This is a genomic window from Massilia sp. Dwa41.01b, from assembly GCF_014171775.1.
Classification (GTDB): domain Bacteria; phylum Pseudomonadota; class Gammaproteobacteria; order Burkholderiales; family Burkholderiaceae_D; genus Telluria.
Genome location: NZ_CP050454.1, coordinates 1218137 through 1238107 on the forward strand (window position 1 = coordinate 1218137; position 19971 = coordinate 1238107).

At 65.5% G+C, this 19971-nt stretch carries 20 protein-coding genes; 10 read left to right on the plus strand and 10 right to left on the minus strand.

The annotated features are described in order from the left end of the window. Positions 1-77: 77 nt before the first annotated feature. The 3 genes from G4G28_RS05600 to G4G28_RS05610 all read right to left on the minus strand — a co-directional run bounded on the left by G4G28_RS05600 (position 78) and on the right by G4G28_RS05610 (position 3082). Positions 78-1085 (minus strand): BMP family protein, encoded by a 1008-nt coding sequence (locus tag G4G28_RS05600; RefSeq protein ID WP_182991191.1) that lies wholly within the window; start codon positions 1083-1085, stop codon positions 78-80. A gap of 402 nt (positions 1086-1487) precedes the next feature. After that, positions 1488-2357 carry an alpha/beta hydrolase gene (locus G4G28_RS05605; protein WP_182991728.1) on the minus strand — a complete coding sequence of 290 codons (870 nt, stop codon included), beginning with the start codon at positions 2355-2357 and terminating at the stop codon, positions 1488-1490. Between the two features lie 185 nt (positions 2358-2542). Further along, positions 2543-3082, minus strand: coding sequence for a DUF2231 domain-containing protein (locus G4G28_RS05610; protein WP_182991192.1), 540 nt, complete (start codon positions 3080-3082; stop codon positions 2543-2545). Positions 3083-3274: 192 nt separating this feature from the next. Between G4G28_RS05610 and G4G28_RS05615 the strand changes: the two genes are divergently transcribed. After that, a complete protein-coding gene (locus G4G28_RS05615; RefSeq protein ID WP_182991193.1) occupies positions 3275-3577 on the plus strand; it encodes a YciI-like protein in 303 nt (100 codons plus the stop codon). 111 nt (positions 3578-3688) lie between these two features. Here the strand turns inward: G4G28_RS05615 and G4G28_RS05620 are convergent, their stop codons facing one another. Together G4G28_RS05620 and G4G28_RS05625 are read right to left on the minus strand one after the other, a co-directional pair. Further along, positions 3689-4726: an SMP-30/gluconolactonase/LRE family protein gene (locus G4G28_RS05620; RefSeq protein WP_183108120.1), complete on the minus strand. Its 1038-nt coding sequence runs from the start codon at positions 4724-4726 to the stop codon at positions 3689-3691. After that, positions 4662-4883: a hypothetical protein gene (locus G4G28_RS05625; RefSeq protein WP_182991195.1), complete on the minus strand. Its 222-nt coding sequence runs from the start codon at positions 4881-4883 to the stop codon at positions 4662-4664. Before G4G28_RS05625 ends, G4G28_RS05620 begins: the two co-directional genes overlap by 65 nt. Before the next feature lie 201 nt (positions 4884-5084). On the opposite strand from G4G28_RS05625, the gene G4G28_RS05630 reads away from it, so the two are divergent. The 3 genes from G4G28_RS05630 to pcp are packed head-to-tail and all read left to right on the plus strand — an operon-like array spanning position 5085 to position 7391. Then, the gene (locus G4G28_RS05630; RefSeq protein ID WP_182991196.1) at positions 5085-5777 is read left to right on the plus strand and encodes a DUF969 domain-containing protein; all 693 of its coding nucleotides are present in this window, start codon (positions 5085-5087) and stop codon (positions 5775-5777) included. Continuing rightward, on the plus strand, positions 5774-6733 hold the full coding sequence (locus tag G4G28_RS05635) for a DUF979 domain-containing protein (RefSeq protein ID WP_183108121.1): 960 nt from the start codon (positions 5774-5776) through the stop codon (positions 6731-6733). The genes G4G28_RS05630 and G4G28_RS05635 overlap by 4 nt, the downstream gene beginning before the upstream one ends. Positions 6734-6746: 13 nt before the next feature. After that, positions 6747-7391 (plus strand): pyroglutamyl-peptidase I, encoded by a 645-nt coding sequence (gene pcp / locus G4G28_RS05640; protein ID WP_182991197.1) that lies wholly within the window; start codon positions 6747-6749, stop codon positions 7389-7391. A 244-nt stretch (positions 7392-7635) separates the two neighbouring features. Here pcp and G4G28_RS05645 read toward each other — a convergent pair whose 3' ends face one another. Genes G4G28_RS05645 through G4G28_RS05655 form a run of 3 tightly spaced genes read right to left on the minus strand, consistent with a single transcriptional unit; the run spans position 7636 to position 10574 of the window. Then, positions 7636-8538, minus strand: coding sequence for a LysR family transcriptional regulator (locus G4G28_RS05645; RefSeq protein WP_182991198.1), 903 nt, complete (start codon positions 8536-8538; stop codon positions 7636-7638). Positions 8539-8547: 9 nt separating this feature from the next. Then, positions 8548-9462, minus strand: a complete 915-nt coding sequence (locus tag G4G28_RS05650; protein WP_182991199.1) for a pseudouridine-5'-phosphate glycosidase — start codon at positions 9460-9462, stop codon at positions 8548-8550. Between the two features lie 20 nt (positions 9463-9482). Then, positions 9483-10574, minus strand: coding sequence for a carbohydrate kinase (locus G4G28_RS05655; protein WP_182991200.1), 1092 nt, complete (start codon positions 10572-10574; stop codon positions 9483-9485). A 330-nt stretch (positions 10575-10904) separates the two neighbouring features. On the opposite strand from G4G28_RS05655, the gene xapA reads away from it, so the two are divergent. The 6 genes from xapA (at position 10905) to G4G28_RS05685 (ending at position 18210) form a co-directional block, all read left to right on the plus strand. Next, positions 10905-11747, plus strand: a complete 843-nt coding sequence (gene xapA, locus G4G28_RS05660; RefSeq protein WP_182991201.1) for a xanthosine phosphorylase — start codon at positions 10905-10907, stop codon at positions 11745-11747. A gap of 19 nt (positions 11748-11766) precedes the next feature. Beyond that, complete coding sequence (locus G4G28_RS05665) at positions 11767-12960, plus strand: phosphopentomutase (protein ID WP_182991202.1); 1194 nt, start codon at positions 11767-11769, stop codon at positions 12958-12960. Further along, complete coding sequence (gene deoC, locus G4G28_RS05670) at positions 12957-13913, plus strand: deoxyribose-phosphate aldolase (RefSeq protein ID WP_182991203.1); 957 nt, start codon at positions 12957-12959, stop codon at positions 13911-13913. Before G4G28_RS05665 ends, deoC begins: the two co-directional genes overlap by 4 nt. 18 nt (positions 13914-13931) lie before the next feature. Next, positions 13932-16310, plus strand: coding sequence for an aldehyde dehydrogenase family protein (locus tag G4G28_RS05675; RefSeq protein ID WP_374011285.1), 2379 nt, complete (start codon positions 13932-13934; stop codon positions 16308-16310). Between the two features lie 160 nt (positions 16311-16470). Further along, a complete protein-coding gene (deoA, locus tag G4G28_RS05680; RefSeq protein ID WP_182991204.1) occupies positions 16471-17793 on the plus strand; it encodes a thymidine phosphorylase in 1323 nt (440 codons plus the stop codon). Positions 17794-17805: 12 nt separating this feature from the next. Continuing rightward, the gene (locus G4G28_RS05685) at positions 17806-18210 is read left to right on the plus strand and encodes a cytidine deaminase (protein ID WP_182991205.1); all 405 of its coding nucleotides are present in this window, start codon (positions 17806-17808) and stop codon (positions 18208-18210) included. A gap of 105 nt (positions 18211-18315) precedes the next feature. Here G4G28_RS05685 and G4G28_RS05690 read toward each other — a convergent pair whose 3' ends face one another. Both G4G28_RS05690 and G4G28_RS05695 read right to left on the minus strand, forming a co-directional pair. Then, positions 18316-19080: a LytTR family DNA-binding domain-containing protein gene (locus G4G28_RS05690; RefSeq protein WP_182991206.1), complete on the minus strand. Its 765-nt coding sequence runs from the start codon at positions 19078-19080 to the stop codon at positions 18316-18318. Next, complete coding sequence (locus tag G4G28_RS05695) at positions 19080-19970, minus strand: sensor histidine kinase (protein WP_182991207.1); 891 nt, start codon at positions 19968-19970, stop codon at positions 19080-19082. The genes G4G28_RS05690 and G4G28_RS05695 overlap by 1 nt, the downstream gene beginning before the upstream one ends. Position 19971 lies beyond the last annotated feature (1 nt).

The following is a 19971-nucleotide window of genomic DNA, read 5'->3' on the forward strand; positions in this document are numbered from 1 at the left end:
ATCGTCATTTCAAAAGCGCGCCGCGCCGGGAGTGCCGGCGCGGCGCGCTTTGATTACTAATGGAATCCCGAGTCGGCTCAGACCGGGCAGCTGCTCGCTGCGCGGTAGTCGATAACCTTGGTCTTGCCGTTGATGATGTCGGCCTTGACGGCATTGACGCGCTTCTCCATCTCCGGCGAGACGACCTTGCGGTTGTCCTTGTCCAGCACCCAGTCCACGCCGCCTTCCTTCAGGCCCTTGTAGGTGGTGCCGGCCTTCCAGGTGCCGTTCTTGACCTGCATGAACGAGTCGTAGATGGCGATGTCGACGCGCTTGACCATCGAGGTCAGCATCGAGCCCGGATGCAGGTAGTTCTGGTTCGAATCGACGCCGATGGCCAGCTTGCCTTTTTCCTTGGCCATCTGCAGCGCGCCCATGCCCGAACCGCCGGCCACGGCGAAGACGACGTCGGCGCCGCGGTCGAACTGCTGGCGTGCCAGTTCGCCACCCTTGGCCGGGTCGTTCCAGGCGGCGCTGGTGGTGCCGACCATGTTCGACATGATCTCGATCTTCGGCTGCTGCGCCTTGGCGCCCTGGCTATAGCCGCAGGCGAAGGCGCGGATCAGCGGGATGTCCATGCCGCCGACGAAACCGATCTTCTTCGATTTGGACGCCATGGCGGCGGCAACGCCGACCAGGTAGGAGCCTTCCTGTTCCTTGAACATGATCGAATTGACGTTCGCGCCAGGCGCGATCGAGTCGATCAGGACAAATTTCACCTTCGGGAATTCCTTGGCGACCTTGGCCACGGCCTGGGTCTGCGAGAAACCGATGGCCGCGATCATGTCGAGCTTCTTGCGCGCCAGGCCGCGCATCACCTGCTCGGCCTGGGTATCGCTGTTGGCCTGCACCTCGATGTACGGGATGTTCGTTTCTTTCTTGAAGCGCTCGGCGCCTTCGAAAGCGGACTGGTTGAACGATTTGTCGAACTTGCCGCCGGCATCATAGACGATGCCCAGCTTCGGCGCGCCGGCCGGCGCGGCAGCGGCCGCGGTACCAGCGACGCACAGTGCCGCGATCGTCATGCTGAGTTGCTTGAATTTCATGAATGAGCTCCTGGAATTTCGATATTGTACCCGGCGCAACGGCTGTGTTGGGCTGGACGGCCTAGAGGCAAGGCTCAGCCCGGGTGGGTGTCCCACCTGGATAGAACGTGGTGCCGTGCGGATTGTGGCAGTCCCGGCCATCTCATGCGGTTACGATTTGTATCCTTGCCCTCGCTCCAGCCCTGGGTGCGCGTGGATGTCGCGCCATCACCACAACATTGCGGGGAGTTCGGGGTAGCCATGCGCTGCGCCGGCGCCGGCGTGCCTTGTGCCGCGCGTTTTGCCGGTCGCTCTCACGCTGTCAAATATGCATCAGTCAGTAGATGCATGACAAATACGATTTTACTTGGCAATTTATTCGGAGGAAATATAAATGCCGACAACATTCGGCATTTTTTTTCGTTATGCCACAGATTGGACGAGCTGCGGTGCCGCGAGCGGCTGGCGGAAGCGGTCTGCGAGGAAGGCGGCGACGCGGCCCTGGGTCGCTTCCAGGTAGGGAATGTTCAGGTGGTCGGAACCGGGCACGATCTCGTCGGCGACCAGGTTGGCCAGCTTTTCGCACAGTTGGTCGGTATGCGAATGCGGCACGATGTCGTCGCTTTCGGCACGCAGCACATAGGTTGGTACCTTCAGCAGCGGGGCGTGCTTCACCGACTCGAAGCGGTGACGCAGCATGTATTCGATCGGCATGGCGCGGAACTTGCGCTTGGCAATCGCCAGGATCGAATCGTAGGGGGTGATCAGGACGACCGAATGCGCGGCGCGTTCCTTTGCCACCTGCACCGCGACGCCCGAGCCGAGGCTGCGGCCGACAACGGCGATGCGGCGCGAATCGACCTGGCCGACCGTGGACAGCCAGTCGAACAGGGTGCAGCCGTCCTCGACCAGAAGGGTTTCATCGGGAATGCCCTGGGAATTGCCGTAGCCGCGGTAGTTCATGGCCAGCACCGTCATGTTCGGGAACAGATTGCCGGCATCGCGCACGACCCAGGAGACTTCTTCCGAGCGGCCGCCGAAATACAGCACGGCCGGATGCGGGCCGGGCGTACGCGGCGTCATCAGCCAGCCGCACAGGCGGGTACCGTCTTTCGCGCGCAGGACGATCGGCCGGGTACGGTGGCCGCTGCTGCGCGGGCTGTTTACTTCGGGGATGATGGTCGGATTGAATACCAGCCGGCGCTGGTTGGCGGCGATCGCGGCCGTCAGCCCCAGCCACAACACGCTGGCAAAACCCGCCATCCCTGCCGCCATTTTTTTCGAGGTATCCATGACCACAGTCTACCTCGGCGGTAGAAAAACGTTCTGTGCGTTATGTCGCCATGCACTGCAGCATGAGTTTTGGTCAGCGTGGCAGTCGCTTTTTCGCTACAGCTGAGCTTGTTTTGGCATGGATGAGGCGGGCCGGGGCGGTTCGCGCCGGGCCTGCGACGCGACGGCGCCCGGGCGCAACCGGATCAGCGCATTACCGGGCCGTTCGCGGGGACATATTTTTCGGCCGCGAGCATGGCATGCTTCATGGCCGCGTCGCCGGGTGCCTTGATTTCCGGTACGTCCTGCACCGGGCTCACACCCTTGACCCGCATGCCCTGCTCGTAGACCAGGCGTCCGCCGAACCAGCCCGACACCAGTACACCCGCCGCGGCCAGCGCCGACATCGCCAGCGAGCCGCCGCGATGGTGGCGCGTGTCCTTGCGCATGACGACGTTGGCAGCGGTAAGCGCCAGCGCGCCGGTGTTCAGGATTGCGTGGACATTCGCCGTGCGTTTGACGTCGGTATCGCGCTCGATGGCCATGTAGTCCATGGCACCGGCGACGCCGGCCGCCAGCCCGCCGATCAGGCCGCCCGCCAGGCTGTAATACGAGGCGTTAGCGTAATCGTCGTTGTCGGTGGCGCGGTGCATGGCGTCGAGGATGAAGCCGAATGGAATCAGGGCGGCTGGCGCGACGATCAGCATCGGGTGCAGCGGATGGCCGGCGAGCGTTGACTTGGGCATGGCGGATCTCCTTCGTGGTCGTCTGGATGAAGAAGAGTCTGACACAAGCCTGTGAACCCATCCGCACGGTTAATCCGGGAAATAATTGGCCGGAGCTGCACCGGCAAATGGTCGCGGCCGCGCAGCCGTGCGGCCTGCCCGCATCGGGTAACATGAACCTTTCATCGTGCCGCCAACCATCAAGGAAATATCGTGCATTACCTGCTGACCTACGACCTCGCCCCCGACTATCTCGAACGCCGCGCTGAATTCCGCAACGAACACCTGCGCCTGGCGTGGGAAGCCCAGGAACGTGGCGAACTCGTGCTGGCCGGCGCGCTCGACGAGCCGGCGGACCGCGCACTGCTCGTTTTCAATTGCGACACCCCGGAGACTCCCCAGCTGTTCGCCGCCACGGATCCGTATGTGACCCATGGCCTGGTGCGCGCCTTCCACGTGCGGCCGTGGAATACGGTAGTTGGGGACATCGCCTTCAACCCGGTACGTCCGGGCTGACGAGCCCAGGGCCGCTGGGGCATCGCCAGGCAGCCCGTCACAGGCGGCATGCGCAAGGTCGTCAGCAGCCGGCGGCGGCCAGCGGCCGCAACCAGCCTGCCGCGGCGGACCTCAGCGGGGCACCAGTCTCAGCACCAGGTTCTGCGTCGTGGCCGCCAGCGCGCCACCCTCCATCACTGCCAGCCCGCGTGGCGAATTCAGGCCGCCCGGCAGCGGGCCGAGCACGTTGTTCTGGCTGCCCGCCACGCCGATGACGGTAGCGACCGTGCCCCCGGTGCCGATGCGGCGGATGGTGCCGTTGCCGGTATCGGCGACGAACAGGTTGCCGCCGCGGTCGATCGTGAGGCCGGCGGCGCGGCAGAAGCGTGCCGCCACGGCCTGCCCGTCGGCGCTGCCGCATTGTCCGGCCGCCCCGGCCAGCGTACGTACCTCGCCCGAGGGTGAAATTTCGCGGATCGTCGAATTGCCGGTGTCGGCCACGTACAGATAGCCGGCATCGTCGACCTCGATGTCCTGAGGTTCGCAAAAGCGTGCCGTGCCGCCCCGGCCGTCGTTGCTGCCGCAGGCACCGGCCGTCCCGGCAATGGTGGTCACATTGTTGGCACGGTCGATGCGCCGGATCGTGTGGTTCAGGGTATCGGCGACGTACAGGTTGCCCTGGCGGTCGAGCGTAATGCCTTGCGGCGAGCAGAAGCGTGCCGTGCGGGCAGGGCCGTCGCTGCTGCCGCACTGTCCCGCTGCACCGGCCAGGGTGGTGACGGCACCGGCCGGGCTGATTTGCCGGATGGTCGAGTTGCCGGTGTCGGTCAGGTACAGGTTGCCGTCGGCGTCGACTTCCAGCCGGGTCGGCGCATTGAAGCGCGCGCCAGTGCCGGCGCCGTCGCTGCTGCCGATGGCGCCCGCGCTGCCGGCATGGGTGACCGCGACGCCCTGCGGCGAGACCTTGCGGATCGTGCTGCCGTTTTCTCGGCGACGTACAGGTTGCCGTCGGGCGCGTGCACGATGCCTTCGGGGGCGTCGAAGCGGGCGTTCGACCCGGAGCCGTCGAGCGAACCGCCGCAGGTCGGACAGAGTCCGCCAGCGATCAGGAACACACCGCTGTCGCCCGGCGGGCGGCCGTGACGGGCCAGCCAGGATGGTCGGGTTCATCGTCGTCGTAGTCGCTGTAGCCGATACCGATGGCGACGCCGCCACCGCAGGCGGCCAGCGCCCCGCACAAGCCCAGCGGCCACAGCCAGCGCGGCAACCTCGATAACAATCGGCTGATGAAGCGGCGCAGGGCGTGCGCGAAAGGCGGCAAGCGCATGATGTCTCCTCCGGATGGCGGTCGGCGCCGCTGTTTGTCTGATCGAGGTTAATGGTCGCCAGGGGTGCGGGCATGAGCGCGATCAAGCGTGCGCAGGTACGAAATGCCCTGTCGGCCGGACGCCACGGGCAGCGACCTTTCATTCGTGCAAGCCCTGTTCGGTTACACTTGCCCGGCTATCAATTCCAAGCTGGAGAGTGCATGCACACTGCCGTCAACCTGTGGCCGCTGCTGGGCGTGGCCGTCATCGCCGCGGGCTTCCTGCTGCGTGCCAATCCCGTGCTGGTGGTGGTCGCCGCCTGCGGCGTCACTGGCGCCGCCGCGGCGCTGCCCGTCATGCATGTGCTCGAGTCGCTCGGCACGGCCTTCATCAAGACCCGCAACCTGCCGCTGGTGCTGCTGTTGCCCCTCGCGGCGGTCGGCCTGCTCGAGCGTTTCGGGCTGAAGGAGCACGCCAAGGCCAGCATCGCGCGCATCCGCTCGGCTACCACGGGGCGCCTGCTGATCGTCTACCTGTTCCTGCGCGAGATCTCGGCCGCCGCCGGTCTCACCAGCCTGGGCGGGCAGCCGTCGATGGTGCGGCCGCTGGTGGCGCCCCTGGCCGAAGGTGCGGCCGAAGCGCGCAACGGCAAGCTGTCCGACCGCCTGCGCTACCGCATCCGCGCGATGGCCGCGGCCACCGACAACGTCGGCCTGTTCTTCGGCGAAGACATTTTTGTTGCCTTCGGGGCGATCGTGCTGATGCAGACCATCCTGCGGGCCGAGGGCATCGAGGTCGACCCGATGCGCATGGCGCTTTGGGGCATCCCGACCGCCGTCTGCGCCTTCGTGATCCACAGCTGGAACCTGCGCCGCCTCGACGCCGCCATCCGCCGCGAAGGGGAGGGCAAGTGATCTTTTCGCTCGGATTGCTGTATGTACTGGTCGGCCTGCTGCTGGCCTTTGTCGCCGTGCTCACCGCGCTCGACCGCGCCCACCCTCGCCGCTTCACGAGCGCGCTGTTCTGGGGCCTGTACGCCGCCGTCTACCTGTTCGGCGACTTCATGGCACCCGCACTGGCCGGCGCCATCATGATCGCGATGGCGCTGCTGGCCGGCTGCGGGCTGGTCAGGGCCGGCGGCCACGGCACGCTCGACGAAGGGACACGCTCCGCCAGCGCCGCGCGCCTGGGCAACCGCCTGTTCCTGCCTGCGCTGGTGATCCCGATCGTGACCGTGCTCGGAGCGACGCTATTGAAGGATGTGCACATCGGCGAGCTGGCCCTGTTCGACAAGGCGCACCTGACCCTGGCCAGCCTCGGCCTGGGCGCGCTGCTGGCGGTGGCGGCGGCCTGCTGGCTGACCCGCGCCAGTCCCCTGCAGGGCGTGCGCGAAGCGCACCGGCTGGTCGACGCCATGAGCTGGGCGGTGACGCTGCCGCACATGCTGGCCGTGCTCGGGCTGCTGTTCTCGGAAGCCGGCGTCGGGCGCGCTGTCGCCCACGTCAGCACGGCCTGGTTCGACATCGATTCGCGCCTGGCCGCGGTCTGCCTGTATTGCATCGGCATGGCCCTGTTCACCATAATCATGGGAAATGGCTTTGCGGCGTTCCCGGTAATTGCCGGCGGTATCGGCGTGCCCTTGCTGGTTCGACAATATGGCGCCGATCCGGCCGTGATGGCTGCCATCGGCATGTTCAGTGCGTATTGCGGCACATTAATGACGCCGATGGCGGCGAACTTTAATATCGTGCCGGCGGCCCTGCTGGAGTTGCCCGACAAGAACGCGGTGATCAAGGCGCAGATTCCGACCGCGCTGCCCTTACTGGCGGCGAACATCGTCCTCCTGTATTTCCTGATGAACCTTTCCTGATGGATCAATAGCGATGAAAAAGACTGTGCTGCTGACCGGTTTCGAACCCTTCAACGGAGCGAGCATCAACCCGGCCTGGGAGGCGGTGCGTGCGCTCAAGGGCTGGCGTGGCGAAGACTTCCTGGTGGAAGTGCTGCAGCTACCCTGCGTGTTCGGTTTCGCCAACCGCGTGCTGCGCGGCGCAATCGACGAGATCAAGCCGGACGTCGTGATCTGCGTCGGCCAGGCGGGAGGGCGCGCCGACCTGACCGTCGAGCGCGTTGCGATCAACGTCGACGACGCACCGATTGTCGACAACGACATGCAGCAGCCGATCGACGCGCCGATCGTCGCCGGCGGACCGGCCGCCTACTTCGCGACGCTGCCGGTGAAAGCCATCGTTGCCGCCATGCGCGAGCGCGATTTGCGCGCATCGGTGTCGCAGACGGCCGGCACTTTCGTGTGCAATCACGTGTTCTATGGCTTGATGGACCATGTCGACGGCAGCGCGATCCAGGGCGGGTTCATCCACGTGCCTTACCTGCCCGAGCAGGCCGCAGCGTTCCCGGGCGCGCCATCGATGGCCCTGGCCGACATCGTCGAGGGATTAAGGGTGGCAGTGGAAGTCGCCGTGCGGGGTGGCGGTGAACAGGCTCAGGTGGAAGGCGCGACCCACTAATGTAGGGTGGGTGCGGCCGGCGAGGCTCCGCCCACGCGGTACGGCGGTCAATTTGCGATTGCGTTTGCAAATAGACCTTCCCCATGCGTCACGGGGTGTGACCAACAGCGCCGCCGATCAAGCGATGATACCGCGTGGGCGGAGCCTCGCCGGCCGCACCCACCCTACGAACCCGTTGAACGGGCGGGCGGCGCACGTGCCGCCATTGCGCATCGTGCCGGATGCAGCCGCCCGCCCTACGAATTCAATCCCCGTCCGGCTTCACGATCTTCAAAAACGCCCGCACCACCGGCGCATCGTCCTGCCCCGGATACGTGATGTACAGATTCGCCGACGGCGGATTCGTCCGGATCGGCACGAACACCACGCCCGGCCAGCCGATGCGGCTGGTCGTCTCCGGCAGCAACGCCACGCCCAGGCCGGCCCCCACCATCGCCAGCAGCGTTTGCGGTTCTGCCGCTTCCTGGAAGATGGTCGGCTGGAAGCCGGCGGCGATGCAGCAGCCGATCAGGTAGCGCGGCTCGGCGGACTGGTTCAGGTGCAGCGTCAGCATCGGTTCGCTGGCGATGTCGAGCAGCTCGATCGCCTCGCGCTGCGCCAGCGGATGGTGCTTGTGCACGGCCACGCACACGTTCTCGCGGAAGCACAGTTCCTGGTGCAGGCCGGCAGCCTTCAGGGATTCGTCGTCGAGGCGCGGCTCGCGCCAGAAGCCGACATCGATCTGCTTCGACCGCAGCGCCTCGAACTGCTCGTCGGGACCGAGTTCGTGGATGGTCCAGGTCACGCGCGGGAACTCGGACTGGAAGCGCTCGAGCAGGCTCGGGATCGGGCCCCACATCGCCGAGCCGACGATGCCCACGCGCAGGCGCCCGACTTCGCCGCGGTCGATCTGGCGGATGGTGTCGATCGTCATGCGCATGCGCCCCAGCAGGTCCGATGCCTCCGCCATCAGCGCCTTGCCCGCCACCGTCAGCTCGAAGCTGCGCGTGGTGCGCGCGAACAGGCGCACGCCGAGTTCCGACTCGAGCTTCATGATCTGCTGCGACAGGGGAGGCTGCGAAATGTGCAGGCGTTCGGCGGCGCGGCTGAAGCTCTTTTCCTCGGCCACGGCCAGGAAGTACTTCAACTGTTTCAGGTCGATCGACATGGCGGCGGATCAGGCGTTCGGGTTCAGGGCCACGGCCAGGCGCGCACCGATCAATGCGTTGTGTTCGACCAGGGCGATGTTGGTCGCCAGGCTGCGCCCTTCGGTGAGTTCCTTGATGCGTGCCAGCAGGAAGGGCGTCACCTTCTTGCCGGCGACACCCTGCTGCGCCGCCTCGCCCAGCGCCTGTTCGGTGATGCGGTCGATCTCTTCCTTCGGCATGGCCGCTGCTTCCGGCACCGGATTGCTGACCACCACGCCACCATCCAAACCCAGTTGCCACTTGGTGCGGATGAAGCGTGCCTGGTCTTCGGCGCTGTCGAGCTGGAAGTCGGCCTTGAAGCCCGATTCGCGCGTGAAGAAGGCGGGGAAGCCGGGCTGGCCGACGCTCAGCACCGGTACGCCATGGGTTTCCAGGTATTCGAGGGTCAGGCCGATGTCCAGGATCGATTTCACGCCGGCGCAGACCACCGCAACACTCGTCCGGGCCAGTTCCTGCAGGTCGGCTGAAATATCAAAACTGGTCTCGGCGCCGCGGTGCACGCCGCCGATGCCGCCGGTAACAAACACCTCGATGCCAGCCAGCCGGGCGCAGATCATCGTGGCGGCCACGGTGGTGGCGCCCAGCAGGCGCTGCGACAGCACATAGGCCAGGTCGCGCCGGCTCACTTTCAATGCATCCGGGGCGGTGCCGAGGGTCTCGAGCTGCTCGTCGGAGAGACCGATGCAGATCTTGCCGTCCATGATGGCGATCGTCGCGGGCACGGCGCCGGCGTCGCGGATGATCTGTTCGACCTTGCGCGCGGTCTGCACGTTCTGCGGGTAAGGCATGCCGTGCGAGATGATGGTCGACTCGAGGGCGACGACGGGCTTGCCGGCATTGCGGGCGGCGGCGACTTCAGGAGAAAACTGCAGGTAGGCTTGCATGGTGGTCCAGGATCCAATAATCAGTTGAGGGCGCCGAAGGTTTCCGGCGCCAGTTGCGGGCAGACGGTCTGGCGGCATTCGATCGTCATGGCCGACAGTTGCAGGCCGCGGCGGCAGGCCAGGGCCAGGTCGCTGCCGCCGCTGTGCAGCGACAGCACGACCGCGGCGGCAAAGGCGTCGCCGGCACCGGTGACGTCCACCACTTGCGCCGGCGGCGCTTGCAGGCGTTCGACGGCGCCGCCGCTGGTAAAGAGCACGCCGCGCGCGCCCAGCGTCACCACCACGTCCTCGGCGCCTTGCGCCTGCACTTCGCGGCAGGCCGCCGCCAGTTCGGCTTCGCCAGGCAGGTCGCGGCCCACGCGCGTGGCCAGTTCGCCTTCGTTCAGGATGAGGAGGCGCACCCCGGCAAGGGACTTCGGCAACCGGTTCATCTTCGGTTCCGACACCGCTACCAGCACCACCGAGATGCTGTCGCGCGCGGCGTCGCGCTGCAGGGTGGCGATGGCATCCATCGTCAGGTTCAGGTCGGCCACGATCAGCGAAGCGCCGGCGCGCTGCTGCTGGCGCATGTCGAGGAAGGCGGGCGTGATGCGGTCGTACAGCGCCATGTCGGCCAGGGCGACGAGCATCTGGCCTTCGCCGTCGAGCACCGCCGTGTAGGTGCCGCTGCCGGCGTCGTCGAGTTTCAGGGTGCCGCGGGTATCGATGCCGACGCTTTCGGCATGGGCGAGCAGGGCGCGTCCGGAGGAATCGTTGCCGACCGCCGTGATCAGCGACACCGGCGCGCCCATCCGCGCCAGGTTCTCGGCGATGTTGCGCGCCACCCCGCCGAAGGACTCGACCCCGCTGGCCGGATTGGAAGTGCCCATTACCAGCGTGCCGTTTGCGCGCAGCTTGCGGTCGAGATTGGCTGCGCCCACGCACAGGATGGGCCGATGGTCGGGCAGTACGTAGGCACGTCCCAGCAGGCGGCGTTCGCGCACCAGCGTGGCAATGTAGCCGGCCACGGCGGAACGCGACAAGCCGAGCTCGGCGGCGAGATCCTGTTGCGAGATGAAGGGGTTCGCACGGATCAGCTCGTACAACTGTTCTTTTTTCGAGAGTTCAGTCACGGTCGGGACCATTCAACAAATGTTTGTCAATGCTAGACAAATGTTTGATCCGCGTCAACGAATATCAACCCATCTTGTCGGCTTCACCAGATTGTAGCGATATGCCAACGGGCTGCGTCGCCTATCTCAGCCTATTTATTTGTCTGTCGTATAAATGAGCAAGAGAAATGGTATTTGCCATACATATCCGCGATAATGCATAGTTAGAATAATTTTTGGCTACGCAGCGCCCGGTGATCTCAGCACGCGGCACCTGGCCGTCTCCCCGCAAGACCGCACGCTAGCCGCACGACAAGCCTCCCCATTTCAGATTCGACAGAAGGAAAACTCATGTCCAGCAATACCCCATTCGAAGCCGCCGACGTCATCCGCGCCCGCAAACCCGGGTTTGAGCCACGTGTGGCGATGATCCTCGGTTCCGGTCTCGGCGTGTTGGCCGAACAGATGACGGACGCGGTCTCGATCAGCTATGCCGACCTGCCGGGCTTCCCGATCAGCACCGTGCATGGCCACGCGGGCGAGCTGGTGCTGGGCACCCTGGCTGGCGTGCCGGTCGTCTGCATGAAGGGCCGCGGCCACTTCTACGAAGGCTATGGCGCCCATGTCATGACCTCGGCCGTACGCACCTTCAAGCTGCTCGGCTGCGAGATGCTGCTGGTGACGAATGCCGCCGGTTCGCTGCGCCCTGAAGTCGATGCAGGCAGCGTCGTCGTCCTGACCGACCACATCAACCTGCTGCCGGGCAGCCCGATGGCCGGCCCGAACGACGACCGCTTCGGCCCGCGCTTCTTCAGCATGGCCAACGCCTATGATGCCGAGCTGCGCAACCTCGTCAAGGAAACCGCCGCCGCCAAGTCGATCACGCTGCATGAAGGCGTGTACCTCGCCGCACCTGGCCCGAACTTCGAGACCGCCGCCGAAATCCGCGCCTTCCGCACGCTTGGCGCCGATGTCGTCGGCATGTCGGTGGTGCCGGAAGTGATCTCGGCGCGCCACTGCGGCCTGAAGGTCGTCGGTGTGTCGGCAATCACCAACCTGGCCGAAGGCCTGACCCCGTTCCCGCTGTCGCACGAGCAGACCCTGAAGTACGCGGCCGTCGCCGCCAAGGACCTGGTCGCCCTGATCCATTCCTTCACCGAGCGCCTGGGTTCGATCCCGCGCGCAGCAGCTTAAACACCTGTCGAGGACTTCCATGTCACGCGCATTCATTCTCCTGCTTGACTCCTTCGGCCTGGGCGCGCTGCCCGACGCCGACAAATACGGCGACACGGGCGCCAACACTTTCGGCCACATCGCCGAGTGGGCCGCGAAAGAGGGTAAGCCGATGTCGCTGCCGAACCTGGAGCGCCTCGGCCTGGCTGCCGCCGCCCACAAGGCCAGCGGCGAATGGGCCGCCGGTTTTACGCAACGCGAAGGTTTTACCGGTGCCTGGGGCGCCGCGCGCGAACAGTCGACCGGCAAGGACACGCAGAGCGGCCACTGGGAAATCGCCGGCGTGCCGGTGCTGTTCGACTGGGGCTATTTTCCGAAGACCGTGCCGTCCTTTCCAGAAGAGTTGACGGACAAGCTGCAAGAGCTCACGGGCGTTCCTGGCTGGCTGGGCAACTGTCATGCATCGGGTACCACCATCATCGACGAACTCGGTGACGAACATGTCGCTACTGGCCGTCCGATCCTGTACACCTCGGCCGACTCGGTGCTACAGATCGCCGCCCACGAAGAGCACTTCGGCCTCGAGCGCCTGTACGAAGTGTGCGAAGCGGCCTATGAGCTGGTCAAGCCCTACAACATCGGCCGCGTGATCGCGCGTCCTTTCCTGGGCGCGAACGGCAAGTACAAGCGCACCAGCAACCGCCACGACTACGCCGTGCCGCCCACCGCGCCGACGCTGCTCGACCACGTCAAGGAAGCCGGCGGCGAAGTCATCGCCCTCGGTAAAATCAGCGACATCTTCGCGGCCCAGGGCGTGACCCAATTGATCAAGGGTGTCGACAACATGGCCCTGTTCGACCGCCTGGTCGAAGTGGCCGATACGGCGCCGTCGAAATCGCTGACCTTCGTGAACTTCGTCGACTTCGACATGCACTTCGGCCACCGCCGCGACGTCGCCGGCTATGCGAATGCGCTGCACGAGCTGGACGCGCGCCTGCCGGAATTCATGGCGAAGCTGCAGGACGGCGACCTGGTCGTGATCACCGCCGACCACGGCTGCGACCCGACTGCGCCGGGCTCGGACCACACCCGCGAACACATCCCGATGATCTTCTTCGGCCCGCAGGTCAAGCCGCAGGAACTGCCGATCGCATCGACTTTCTCCGATATCGGCGCCACCCTGGCGAACCACCTCGGCGTCAAACCCCTCTCCAACGGAACCGCACTGCTATGACCCAGAACCTGGACTTCAAACGTAATACCGCCGTGGGCCTGGACCTCGGCTGGGTCAACGGCATCAAGGTCAACCGCAATGCGGCCGACCGCCGCGCCGCCAGCCTGGCGAACCGCCGCACGGTCAAGAAGGAATACCAGGCTGCCTGGCTGATCCGCGCCGTGCAGTGCATGGACCTGACCACCCTCGGCGGCGACGATACCCCGGGCCGCGTCGAGCGCCTGTGCATGAAGGCGATGCGCCCGCTGCGCGCCGACCTGATGCAGGCCCTCGGCCTCGAGTCGCTCACGACTGGCGCGGTCTGCGTGTACCACGAGATGATCACGCCTGCGGTGAAGATCCTGCAGGGCCGCCTGCCGATCGCCGCCGTGTCGACCGCTTTCCCGGCCGGCCTGTCCAGCCTGGAGACCAAGCTGCGTGAAATCGAGCTGAGTGTCGCCGCCGGCGCCACCGAGATCGACATCGTCATCACCCGCCAGCATGTCCTGACCGGCAACTGGCAAGCGCTGTACGACGAGATGCTGGCCTACCGCCAGGCTTGCGGCGAAGCGCACGTGAAAGCCATTCTCGCCACCGGCGACCTGGTCACGCTCGACAACGTGGCCAAGGCCTCGTGGGTCTGCATGATGGCCGGTGCCGATTTCATCAAGACCTCGACCGGCAAGGAAGGCGTGAACGCGACCATTCCGGTGTCGCTGGTGATGACCCGCGCGATCCGCGAATACTACGAGCAGACCGGCTTCCAGGTCGGCTACAAGCCGGCGGGCGGCGTGTCCACCGCGAAGAGCGCGCTGCAGTACCTGACCGTGATGAAGGAAGAGCTGGGCAACGACTGGCTGCAGCCGCACCTGTTCCGCATCGGCGCGTCCAGCCTGATGACCGACATCGAGCGCCAGCTCGAGCACTACGTGACCGGTGCTTACTCGGCCGCCCATCGCCACGCGCAACCTTAAACACCGAACGGATTCGTCATGCCAACAATTAAAGAGATTCTGCAAACTATGGATTACGGCCCCGCACCCGAGAGCACCAAAGAAGCAAACGCGTGGCTGGACCAGCATGGACGCCGTTTCGGCCTCTTCATCGACAACGCCTGGACTGAAGGCCTCGAAACCTTCGCATCGAACAATCCGGCCGACGGCTCGGAACTGGCGCAGGTGACGCAAGCCACGCCGGACGACGTGAATCGCGCCGTCGAAGCCGCGCGCCGCGCGCAGCCGGGCTGGGTCGCCATGGGCGGCCATGGCCGTGCCAAGGTCATGTACTCGCTGGCGCGCCTGCTGCAAAAGCACGCACGCCTGTTCGCGGTGCTGGAGACCCTGGACAACGGCAAGACCATCCGCGAAACCCGCGACGCCGATTTGCCGCTGGCTGCACGCCACTTCTACCACCACGCCGGCTGGGCCGCGCTGCAGTCGGAAGAATTCGCGGACTACCGCGCCGTTGGCGTGGTCGGCCAGATCGTGCCGTGGAATTTCCCTGTCCTGATGCTGGCCTGGAAAATCGCGCCTGCCCTGGCCGCCGGTAACACGATCGTCTTCAAGCCGGCCGAATTCACGTCGTTGACCAGCCTGCTGTTTGCCGAGATCTGCCAGCAGGCCGGCGTTCCAGCGGGTGTCGTGAACATCGTCACCGGTGACGGCCGCGTGGGCGAAGCCATCGTGAATCACCCTGGCATCGACAAGCTGGCCTTTACCGGCTCGACCGAAGTCGGCCGCATCATCCGCAAGGCGACCGCCGGCAGCGGCAAGAAGCTGTCGCTGGAACTGGGCGGCAAGTCGCCCTTCATCGTCTTCGACGACGCCGACCTGGACGCGGCCGTCGAAGGCCTGGTCGACTCGATCTGGTTCAACCAGGGACAGGTCTGCTGCGCTGGCTCGCGCCTGTTGGTGCAGGAGTCGGTGTACGACCGCTTCATCGCCAAGGTCAAGGTGCGCATGCAGAACCTGCGCGTCGGCTCGCCGCTGGATAAATCGAACGACATCGGCGCCCTGGTCGACCCGGTGCAGCAGCAGCGCATCCACGGCCTGGTGGAAGCTGCCCGTGCCGAAGGTTGCGAGATCTGGCAGCCAGCCTGCGAAGCCCCAAGCGCCGGCTCGTGGTACCTGCCGACCCTGATCACTGGCGCCTCGACCTCGGCCGCCGTCGCCCAGACCGAAATCTTCGGGCCGGTGCTGGTCGCCATGAGCTTCCGCACGCCTGGCGAAGCAGTGCAACTGGCAAACAATACCGTGTATGGCCTGGCCGCCTGCGTGTGGTCGGAATCGATCTCGCTGGCGCTGGACGTCGCGCCGCAGATCAAGGCCGGCGTCGTGTGGATCAACACGGCGAACCAGTTCGACGCAGCTTGCGGTTTCGGCGGCTACAAGGAATCGGGCTTTGGGCGCGAAGGCGGCAAGGAGGGCATGTACGAATACCTGACCCACCGCAGCGAAGACCTGCGCCCGGCTGCACCGGTGATTGCCGAAAAGGGCAAGGTGAAACCGGCGGAAGAGGGGAGCCCGTTCGCCGTCGACCGCACCGCCAAGCTCTACATCGGCGGCAAGCAGGCCCGCCCTGACGGCGCCTACAGCCGCGCGATCATTGGTGCGAATGGCGCCTTCCTGGCCGACGTCGGCGAGGGTAATCGCAAGGACATCCGCAATGCCGTGGAAGCGGCGCACAAGGCTGCCGGCTGGTCGAAAGCCACCGCGCACAACCGCGCGCAAGTGCTGTATTACATCGCCGAGAACCTGGCGATCCGCGCCGACGAATTCGCCCAGCGGATCGCCGCGCAGACCGGCGCCAGGGACGCGGCGCGCGAAGTCGCCGCCTCGATCGAGCGCCTGTTCTACTGGGCTGCATGGGCCGATAAATACGACGGCCTCGCACACCAGCCGCCGATGCACGGCATCACCGTCGCGCTGAACGAGCCGGTGGGCGTGATCGGCGTGATCTGCCCGAACGAGAACCCGCTGCTGGGCTTCATCTCGCTGGTGGCGCCGGCCCTGGCGCTGGGCAACCGCGTGGTCGCCGTGCCGTCGGAAGCGCATCCATTGTCGGCGACGGACCTGTACCAGGTGCTCGACACTTCCGACCTGCCTGGCGGCGTGCTGAATATTGTCACGGGTTCGGCCGACGAGCTGGCACGCACGCTGGCGACCCACGGCGACGTCGATGCCGTGTGGCGTCATGACGGCTCTGCCGAGGGCTGCGCGGAAGTCGAGCGCCTGTCGAGCGAAACCTTGAAGCGCACCTGGGTCGGCGGCGGCAAGGGCCGTGACTGGTTCGATCCGAAGCAGGCCTGCGGCCGCATGGTCTTGCAGCATGCGAGCCAGGTCAAGAACGTCTGGATTCCCTACGGCGTATAAATATGGTTGGCGTCTGTAATGACGCATTTGTAGGGTGGGCGGGTTCCCCGCCCACGCGGTGATAGGTAAAGGCTCCGATGTCGTGCGCGGGCTGGCATACGCTAACTATCACCGCGTGGGCGGGAGACCCGCCCACCCTACGTTATAGAAAGGTTTAACTATGTTCCTCCCCCAAGAAATCGTCCGCAAGAAGCGCGACGGCGGCATCCTGACCGCGGAAGAAATCCAGTTTTTCGTGCGCGGCATCCCTGACGGCAGCGTCACCGAAGGCCAGATCGCTGCACTCGCGATGGCCGTCTACTTCAACGACATGAGCATGGACGAACGCGTCGCCTTCACGCTGGCAATGCGCGATTCCGGCCAGGTCATGGAATGGAAGTCCCTGAATTTGCCAGGCCCCGTGGTCGACAAGCACTCGACCGGCGGCGTCGGCGACGTGGTGTCGCTCATGCTCGGACCGATGATCGCGGCCTGCGGCGGTTTCGTGCCGATGATCTCGGGCCGCGGCCTGGGCCACACCGGCGGCACGCTCGACAAGTTCGATTCGATCCCCGGCTACAGCACCGTGCCGGATCCGGAAAAATTCCGCCAGGTCGTCAAGGACGTGGGCGTGGCCATCATCGGCCAGACTGCCCAGCTGGCGCCGGCCGACAAGCGTTTCTACAGCATCCGCGACACGACGGCGACGGTGGAATCGGTGGCGATGATCACCGGTTCCATCCTCTCCAAGAAGCTGTCGGCAGGTCTCGATGCGCTGGTGATGGACGTGAAAGTCGGTAGCGGCGCCTTCATGCCGACCTTTGAGAAATCGGTGGAACTGGCCGAGAGCATCGTCGCGGTTGGCAATGGCGCCGGCACCCGCACCTCGGCCATCCTGACGGGCATGGACGAGTCGCTCTGCCACGCCGCCGGCAACGCTGTCGAAGTGCGCGTCGCGATCGACTACCTGACCGGCAAATCGCGTCCGGCACGCCTGCATGAAGTGACGATGGCGCTCTGCGCCGAGATGCTGGTCATCTCGGGCCTGGCCGCCACGGAAGCGGAGGCGCGCGCGAAACTGCAGGCGGCGCTCGACTCGGGCGAAGCGGCGGAACGCTTCGCGCGCATGGTCGCGGCCCTGGGCGGCCCGGCCGGCCTGATGGACAAGCCGGACGCCTATCTGGAAACGGCCCCTGTCATCGTGCCGGTTCCAGCACTGCAGGCAGGCTATGCTGCTTCGGTCGACACCCGCGGCCTGGGCCTGGCGGTCGTGGCGCTGGGCGGCGGCCGCGTGCGTCCGCAGGATGCGATCGACTTCGCCGTCGGTCTCACTAACCTGGTGGAACTGGGCGACCCGATCGAGGTCGGACAGCCTCTGGCTACCGTCCATGCACGTACCGTTGATGCGGCCGAGCAGGCCGTGCGCCAGGTGCAGGCGGCGTACCAGATCGGTCTTGAAAAACCGGCGGCCCAGCCGATGATCCACCGCACCATCCGTCCGTAAGAAGGCAGCATCATGAAATACGCAAAACTGATTGCCGAAGCGGGCGCCGCGCGCGAACTGGCCTATGTGCCGTACTCGAAATTCCAGGTCGGCGCCGCCCTCGAATGCAAGGACGGCCGCATCTTCCGCGGCTGCAACATCGAGAACGCCTCCTACGGCCTGTGCAACTGCGCCGAGCGCACCGCCTTCTTCTCGGCCATGGCCCACGGCTACAAGCCGGGCGACTTCACGGCCCTGGCCGTGATCGGCCAGACGGATGGTCCGATCGCCCCCTGCGGCGCCTGCCGCCAGGTCATCCTGGAACTGGGCGGCAATGACCTGCCGGTGGTGCTGACCAACCTGAAGGGCGACATCCTCGAGACGACCGCGGCGGCGCAGCTGCCGAATGCGTTCGGGAGCTGGGATTTGAACAAGTAAGACTGCAAGGACCGGTGCTTGCCGCACCGGTCGATGTACTGGAAAGCGCTGCACGCGAAAGCGGAGCAGCGCTTTTTTATTCGCGCTTCGTCAATGGCCGCCTCATCACATCTGCTGAAACAAATGCGCATGATTCCGGCTTACCTCCAGCTCCTGCGGATAATTGCGCACCCTGAGCATCTGCCGCCCGCGCATATCGCGTGACACCTCGGCAATCGCATCCACCCGCACCAGCGTCGACCGGTGAATCCGCCAGAACTCGTCCGGATCGAGCTCGTCCGCCAGTTCCTTCAGTGTCTTGCGGATCAATAGTTCGGCAGTGGCCGTCTGCACCCTCGTGTACTTTTCATCCGACTGGAAAAACAGGATCTCGCGCGTGCTGATCATGCGCAGGTTGCCGCCGACTTGCGCCTGGATCCAGCGCAGGTAGTTGCGCTTCGGCGCCGCGCCCTGTTGCTGCAGCAGCTGGCCCAGCTGCGCCAGTTGCGAGCCGATGTCCTGAGGGGCCTGGGTGAGCCTGCGATGAAGGCGCTCGCGGGTCGTCGACAGCCGCTCGGCGGTCACGGGTTTGAGCAGGTAGTCGATGGCGCCATGCTCGAAAGCATCCACCGCGTACTGGTCGTAGGCGGTGACGAACACGATGTGGCAACGGTTGTAGAGTTGGCGGGCCGCTTCGATGCCGCCCATGCCGGGCATGCGGATGTCGAGGAAGGCGATCTGCGGCTTGTACCGTGCGGCCAAATCGACGGCTTCGATGCCATTCGTGGCCACGGCGACGACTTCGATGTCGGGCCAGGCTTCGAGCAGGCGTGCATGCAGTTGTTCGCGCATCGCTGCTTCATCGTCGGCAATCAGGGCAGTAACGCGCATTATGCTCCCTCCATCATTTTGTACGGAATGCGCACCGAAGCGCAGGCGCCGCCGCCCGGTGGCGCTTCGATCACGAGCTCGGCCGCGGCGCCGTAGAGTAGATGGAGGCGCTCGCGGATGTTCGCCAGGCCCACGCCGTCGTCGGCATGCAGGTCGATGCCGACGCCGTCGTCGCACACGTCCACGATCAGCGTGGCGCCTTCAACCCTTCCTCGCACCGTGATGGTGCCGCCGGCGATCTTCGGCTCCAGACCATGCTTGATGGCGTTCTCGATCAGGGTTTGCAGCATCATTGGCGGGAAGGGTGCGCTGCCGAGGAAATCGGGCACTTCGAAACGCACCGCCAACCTTTCCTTCATCCTGGCCTGCATGATGGCCAGGTAGGCCCGTGAGAGTTCGAGCTGCTTGCCGAGGGTGGACCCGCCAGCGGAGCGCATCTGCGGAAGGCTGGACCTGAGATAGGCGATCAGGTGCGCATGCACCTTGGCCGCTTCCGGCGGATCGGTTTCGATCAGGCGGCCGATCAGGGCCAGCGTATTGAACAGGAAGTGCGGTTCGACCTGAGCCTGCAGGGCGGCCATCTGCGACTCGACCAGGCGCTGTTCCAGCGTCGCGACCTCGGCCTTGAGGGTGGCGTCGCGCGCCACGAGTTCGGCGCGGCGCTTGCCGCCGGCCAGCACCTTCACCCCGAAGGAAACGAACACATACCAGAACGCTGGCTCGGGGGTATTGACCAGCACAAAGAAGACGATCGCCAGGAACCAGGTCAAATAGAGTTGACGCCACTCGACGACGGCAAGCCAGTCGAAAAAGGCCCACCAGAGCGCCTTGGCCTCGGCGAAAGCCTGGCGCACGAAGTCGAGTGTCCGGTTGATCTGGCTTGCCTGCACG

Coding starts and splice junctions, on each gene's coding strand:
- G4G28_RS05645 (WP_182991198.1), bottom strand. CDS start 8,538: ATGTCGATCGACCTGAAACAGTTGAAGTACTTCCTGGCCGTGGCCGAG.
- G4G28_RS05665 (WP_182991202.1), top strand. CDS start 11,767: ATGTCACGCGCATTCATTCTCCTGCTTGACTCCTTCGGCCTGGGCGCG.
- deoA (WP_182991204.1), top strand. CDS start 16,471: ATGTTCCTCCCCCAAGAAATCGTCCGCAAGAAGCGCGACGGCGGCATC.
- deoC (WP_182991203.1), top strand. CDS start 12,957: ATGACCCAGAACCTGGACTTCAAACGTAATACCGCCGTGGGCCTGGAC.
- G4G28_RS05690 (WP_182991206.1), bottom strand. CDS start 19,080: ATGCGCGTTACTGCCCTGATTGCCGACGATGAAGCAGCGATGCGCGAA.
- G4G28_RS05625 (WP_182991195.1), bottom strand. CDS start 4,883: ATGCGCTTGCCGCCTTTCGCGCACGCCCTGCGCCGCTTCATCAGCCGA.
- G4G28_RS05610 (WP_182991192.1), bottom strand. CDS start 3,082: ATGCCCAAGTCAACGCTCGCCGGCCATCCGCTGCACCCGATGCTGATC.
- G4G28_RS05600 (WP_182991191.1), bottom strand. CDS start 1,085: ATGAAATTCAAGCAACTCAGCATGACGATCGCGGCACTGTGCGTCGCT.
- G4G28_RS05685 (WP_182991205.1), top strand. CDS start 17,806: ATGAAATACGCAAAACTGATTGCCGAAGCGGGCGCCGCGCGCGAACTG.
- G4G28_RS05605 (WP_182991728.1), bottom strand. CDS start 2,357: ATGGATACCTCGAAAAAAATGGCGGCAGGGATGGCGGGTTTTGCCAGC.
- G4G28_RS05650 (WP_182991199.1), bottom strand. CDS start 9,462: ATGCAAGCCTACCTGCAGTTTTCTCCTGAAGTCGCCGCCGCCCGCAAT.
- pcp (WP_182991197.1), top strand. CDS start 6,747: ATGAAAAAGACTGTGCTGCTGACCGGTTTCGAACCCTTCAACGGAGCG.
- G4G28_RS05630 (WP_182991196.1), top strand. CDS start 5,085: ATGCACACTGCCGTCAACCTGTGGCCGCTGCTGGGCGTGGCCGTCATC.
- G4G28_RS05620 (WP_183108120.1), bottom strand. CDS start 4,726: ATGAACCCGACCATCCTGGCTGGCCCGTCACGGCCGCCCGCCGGGCGA.
- G4G28_RS05675 (WP_374011285.1), top strand. CDS start 13,932: ATGCCAACAATTAAAGAGATTCTGCAAACTATGGATTACGGCCCCGCA.
- xapA (WP_182991201.1), top strand. CDS start 10,905: ATGTCCAGCAATACCCCATTCGAAGCCGCCGACGTCATCCGCGCCCGC.